This window comes from Mesorhizobium sp. M7A.F.Ca.CA.002.15.2.1 (assembly GCF_003998715.1).
GTDB lineage: Bacteria > Pseudomonadota > Alphaproteobacteria > Rhizobiales > Rhizobiaceae > Mesorhizobium > Mesorhizobium ciceri.
In genome coordinates this window covers 1-2,054 of sequence record NZ_RZPI01000861.1, presented here as the reverse complement: position 1 = coordinate 2,054, position 2,054 = coordinate 1, and the positions used below count along the sequence as shown (strand labels likewise).

The window sequence follows — 2,054 nt, the reverse complement described above, 5'->3', positions numbered from 1 at the left end:
TTTCCCGGAGTTCACCGGCCGCATCTGCCCCGCACCTGGCGAGGAAGCCTGCACGCTGAACCTCGAGGACATCCCCGTCGCCATCAAGACGGTCGAGCAGGCGATCGCCGACAAGGCTTACGAGACCGGCCATATCAGGCCCTATCCGCCGGAGAAGAAGACCGGCAAGCGCGTCGCCGTCATCGGCTCCGGCCCGGCCGGCATGTCGGCTGCCCAGCAGCTCGGCCGCGCCGGCCACGACGTCCATGTCTATGAGCGCGAGAGCCGGCCCGGCGGGTTGATGCGTTACGGCATTCCCGACTTCAAGATCGAGAAGCACTATATCGACCGGCGCATCGAGCAGATGCAGGGCGAGGGCGTCACCTTCCATTGCGGCGTCAATGTCGGCGTCGACAAGCCGGTTGCCGAGCTGCTCGCCGAACATGACGCCGTGCTTTATTGCGGCGGTTCCGAAACGCCGCGCGCGGCCGGCATTCCCGGCGACGATCTCGGCGGCGTGCATGACGCGATGCCCTATCTGGTGCAGCAGAACAGGCGGGTCGGCGGCGAACCGATCCAGTCGGTGGCGTGGCCCTCGCATCCCATCATCGCCGGCGGCCAGCATGTCGTCGTCGTCGGCGGCGGCGATACCGCGTCCGACTGCGTCGGCACGGCCTTCCGCCAGGGCGCGGTGCGCGTCACACAGCTCGACATCCGCCCACAGCCGCCGGAGAAGGAAGACAAGCTTTCGGTCTGGCCCTACTGGGCGACGAAGATGCGCACCTCGTCCTCGCAGGCCGAAGGCGCCGAGCGCGAATTCCAGGTGGCGACGCTCGAATTCATCGGCGAGGAAGGCCAGCTGACCGGCGTCAAGTGCTGCGAGGTCGACGACAAGCGCAAGCCGATCGCCGGTACCGAATTCGTCATTCGTGCCGATCTCGCTTTCATCGCCATCGGCTTTGCCGGGCCGGCCGCGGCCGGTGTGGCGAGGGAATTGGAGGGTGAGATGAAGATCGCCACCGACAGCCGCCGCTCGCGCAATGTCGAGGCCAATGACCGCGACTACAAGACCAGCGTCGACAGGCTCTATGCGGCCGGCGACGTGCGTCGTGGCCAGTCGCTGGTCGTCTGGGCGATCCGCGAGGGCCGCCAGGCTGCGCGCGCGATCGACGAGGCGTTGATGGGGTCGAGCGTTCTCCCGCGCTGAGCCCGGCCTCAGAGCCGCGCTGCGAGACTAACGATTGATCGCGGTCGTGGTGTCGGTCGCGGCTGCGGCCTTCGGCGGCCAGGAGAAGTCGTCAGCGCGGCCGGGCGATGCAATCGGTGCCTTGCCCTCGACCACAAGCTTTTCACCGGGCAGGTCCGGATTGGCCTTAGCCGGCGGTGCCGCGCCAAGCAGCTCCGAGCCGCCGTCGAGTGCCGGATCGCTGAGCAGCATCGGCGCGGTGCGGTCGATGACGATGGGGGGCGCGGCCGGCGCCGGCGTCTCGACAGGGGCGCCCGCCGGAGCGGACGGTGTAATCATGCTTCCCGGCGCGGTCAGGCCGAGGATCTTCAGCAGCGGTTTTTCGGTGTAGAAGGCGAGCTTGCGCTTGCCCGCCTTCGAGATATTGATGCCGTCATCGGCGCGCAGCCGCACCGGCTGGCCGTTGATGTCGGGGCCGCTGGTGACGAAGGCGCCGTTCTCGTCGAGAAAGCCGTCCCAGATATCGACGAATTCGCCGCCATGGCTTTCTGCGGCCTGATGGTAGATGTCGTTGAAGGCAAGCATATCCGAGGTCATCTTCGGCACCCGGAACGCCGGCATGCCGACCCAAAGGAAGGGGACCTTGGCCGCGGCGATGGCTTTGCCCAGCGCGTCGGTCCTGCGTTCATATTCCTTGGTCCAGTTCTCGGAACGTGGCTGTTCGCGCACGTCGCCCACCTTCATCGACTGGCGGTCGTTGGAGCCCAGCATGACGATCACGGCGGCGGGTTTTTCGGTCTCGATCAGCGATTTGATCTGTTCGGGCCAGTTGTAGAAATCATCGCGCACGAAGCCGGACGAGCCATTGCTGCGAACGACGATCCTGACG

The 2,054-nt window shown here is 66.6% G+C and carries 2 protein-coding genes; one reads left to right on the top strand and one right to left on the bottom strand.

What is annotated here, in order from left to right; genetic code table 11:
• A partial coding sequence (locus ENZ74_RS30355) for a glutamate synthase subunit beta (protein WP_164761329.1) occupies positions 1-1,186 on the top strand: 1,186 nt, incomplete at its 5' end.
• Between the two features lie 27 nt (positions 1,187-1,213).
• On the opposite strand, the gene ENZ74_RS30350 is transcribed toward ENZ74_RS30355, so the two are convergent.
• On the bottom strand, positions 1,214-2,054 hold an 841-nt coding region (locus ENZ74_RS30350; protein ID WP_127313236.1), incomplete at its 5' end, for a DUF459 domain-containing protein.